The following is a 3,003-nucleotide window of genomic DNA, read 5'->3' on the forward strand; positions in this document are numbered from 1 at the left end:
CCGCCGTGCGCTCCCTCGCCGGCGCCGCCCGCGCCGCGCTCGCCCTGCCCGCCGGCACCGCCGAGGAGAGCGAGGCCGTCGCGCTCGGCGGTCTGCTCGGCGCGTACGCCTTCTCCCGCTACCGCACCGACGGCGAGCGCAAGGCCCCGGTGTCCGAGCTCACGGTGGTCTCGGAGCAGCAGGAAGACCTGGCCGAGCGGGCGAGCGTGCTGGCCGAGGCGGTCGCTCTCGTCCGCGACCTGGTCAACACGCCTCCCTCCGACCTGTCGCCGGCCAAGTTCGCCGAGCTGGCCGAGCAGGTGGGCGGCAAGGCGGGGCTCAGCGTCGAGGTGCTCGACGAAAAGCAGCTCAGAGACGGCGGCTACGGCGGCCTCGTCGGCGTCGGCCAGGGCTCGGCCAACCCGCCGCGCCTGGTCCGCCTGGCCTACAGCCACCCCGAGGCCGGCAAGACGCTGGCGTTCGTGGGCAAGGGCATCACGTTCGACTCGGGCGGCCTGTCGCTCAAGCCGTCCGCGGCCATGGACCTGATGAAGTCCGACATGGGCGGCGCCGGCGCCGTGCTGGGCGCGCTGATCGGCATCGCCAGGCTCGGCCTGCCGGTCAACGCCGTCGGCTACCTCTGCCTGGCGGAAAACCTGCCCAGCGGCACCGCCCAGCGCCCGTCCGACGTCATCCACAGCTACAGCGGCAAGACCGTCGAGGTGCTCGACACCGACGCCGAGGGCCGCCTGGTGCTCATGGACGGCATCGCCCGCGCGGCCGAGGACAACCCCGACGTGATCGTCGACGTGGCCACCCTCACCGGCGCCCAGATCGTCGCGCTCGGCTGGCGCACCGCGGGTGTCATGGCCAACGACGACGCCGTCAGGGAGCTGGTGGTCGAGGTGGCCGGGGCCGCGGGCGAGGGCGCGTGGGGCATGCCGCTGCCGGAGGAGCTGCGCAAGGGCCTCGACTCGCCGATCGCCGACATCGCCAACCTCCAGCCCGAGCGCTGGGGCAGCATGCTGGCGGCGGGCATCTTCCTGAAGGAGTTCGTGCCCGACGGGGTGCGCTGGGCCCACATCGACATGGCCGGGCCCGCCTTCAACAAGGGCGAGCCGTACGGTTACACCCCGAAGGGCGGCACGGGCGCCATCACCCGCACCCTCATCGGACTCGCAGAGCGGCACGCGAGCATCTGAAACAAATGAAAAGATGACGGCATCACGAACACCCCGACAAGGAGCCTTCCTGTGGCCTATGACATCGTCGTCCTAGGAGGCGGCAGCGGCGGTTACGCCTGCGCCCTGCGGGCGGCTGAGCTGGGCAAGTCGGTCGCCCTGATCGAAAAGGACAAGATCGGCGGCACCTGCCTCCACAGGGGATGCATCCCCACGAAGGCCCTGCTGCACTCCGCCGAGGTCGCCGACGAGACCCGCGAGAGCGAGTCCTACGGCGTCAAGGCGCGTTTCGAGGGCATCGACGTCCAGGGCGTCCACACCTTCAAGGACAAGATCGTCACTCGGGCCTGGAAGGGCGTGCAGGGCCTGCTGAAGGCCGCGGGCGTGACGATCGTCGAGGGCGAGGGCCGCCTGACCGGGCCCAACCGGATCCAGGTGGGCTCCGAGGTCTACGAGGGCCGCAACATCGTCCTGGCCACGGGTTCCGCCCCCAAGACGCTGCCCGGCCTCGAGATCGACGGTGAGCGCGTCATCACCAGCGAGCACACGCTCAAGATGGACCGCGTGCCCACGTCGGTGATCGTGCTCGGCGGCGGCGTGATCGGCGTCGAGCTGGCCAGCGTCTACCGCTCGTTCGGGGCGGAGGTCACGATCGTCGAGGCGCTGCCGCACCTGCTGCCCACCGAGGAGGAGTCCAGCTCCAAGCTGCTGGAGCGGGCCTTCCGCCGCCGCGGCATCAAATACGAGCTGGGCGTCTTCTTCGACGGCGCCAAGACCACCGAGACGGGTGTGGTGGTCACGCTGGCCAACGGCAAGACCCTCGACGCGGAGCTGCTGCTCGTCGCGGTGGGCCGCGGCGCGGTGTCGTCCGGCATGGGCTTCGAGGAGCAGGGCATCGCCGTCGAGCGCGGCGCCGTCGTGGTCGACGAGCACTGCCGCACGTCGGTGCCCGGCGTCTACGCCATCGGCGACCTGATCCCGACCCTGCAGCTCGCGCACGCCGGGTTCGCGGAGGGCATCATGGTGGCCGAGCACATCGCCGGGCTCAACCCGCCGCCCATCGACTACGCCGGCGTGCCGCGCATCACCTACTCCGACCCCGAGGTGGCCTCGGTCGGCATCACCTCGGCGCAGGCGGCAGAGCGCGGCATCGAGATCGTCGAGCAGGTCTACGACCTCGCGGGAAACCCCAAGAGCCAGATCCTCGGCACCGCGGGCGCGGTGAAGGTCATCGCCCAGAAGGACGGCCCCGTGATCGGCGTCCACATGGTGGGCCGCCGCATCGGCGAGCTCGTCACCGAAGGCCAGCTCATCTACAACTGGGAGGCACTGCCCGCGGAGGTCGCCCAGCTCATCCACGCACACCCGACCCAGTCCGAGGCCATGGGTGAGGCGATGCTGGCCCTGGCCGGCAAGCCGCTGCACGTACACAACTAGTCCAGCCCTCGAGATCAGAACGCGAGAGAAGAATAACGATGCCGGTCTCCGTACAGATGCCCCAGCTCGGCGAGAGCGTGACCGAGGGCACGGTAACCCGTTGGCTGAAGAAGGAGGGCGAGCGCGTCGAGGCCGACGAGCCGCTCCTCGAGGTGTCCACCGACAAGGTCGACACCGAGATCCCGTCGCCGTCCGCGGGTGTCCTCACCAAGATCGTCGTAGCGGAGGACGAAACGGTCGAGGTCGGGGCCGAGCTCGCCATCATCGACGAGAACGCCCAGCCGGGCGCCGTCGCCCCGGCTCCCGAGGCGGCCCCCGCGCCGGCTCCGCAGCCCGAGCCGGAGCCCGCGCCCGCCGCCGCGCCCGCGGTCTCCTCCATCCCGCAGCCGGCTCCGGCGCAGCCCGC

Annotated in this window: 3 protein-coding genes; all 3 read left to right on the forward strand. The window is 71.2% G+C overall.

Annotated features, from left to right (window positions below; all coding sequences use genetic code 11):
- Positions 1-1,181, forward strand: a 1,181-nt coding sequence (locus ABD844_RS46375; protein ID WP_344894117.1) for a leucyl aminopeptidase, incomplete at its 5' end; no start/stop codon positions are given.
- 51 nt (positions 1,182-1,232) lie between these two features.
- Positions 1,233-2,597: a dihydrolipoyl dehydrogenase gene (gene lpdA / locus ABD844_RS46380; RefSeq protein WP_344894120.1), complete on the forward strand. Its 1,365-nt coding sequence runs from the start codon at positions 1,233-1,235 to the stop codon at positions 2,595-2,597.
- Between the two features lie 38 nt (positions 2,598-2,635).
- A partial coding sequence (locus ABD844_RS46385; protein ID WP_344894123.1) for a biotin/lipoyl-containing protein occupies positions 2,636-3,003 on the forward strand: 368 nt, incomplete at its 3' end.

The organism is Nonomuraea antimicrobica (genome assembly GCF_039536965.1).
In the GTDB taxonomy this organism is placed as follows: domain Bacteria; phylum Actinomycetota; class Actinomycetes; order Streptosporangiales; family Streptosporangiaceae; genus Nonomuraea; species Nonomuraea antimicrobica.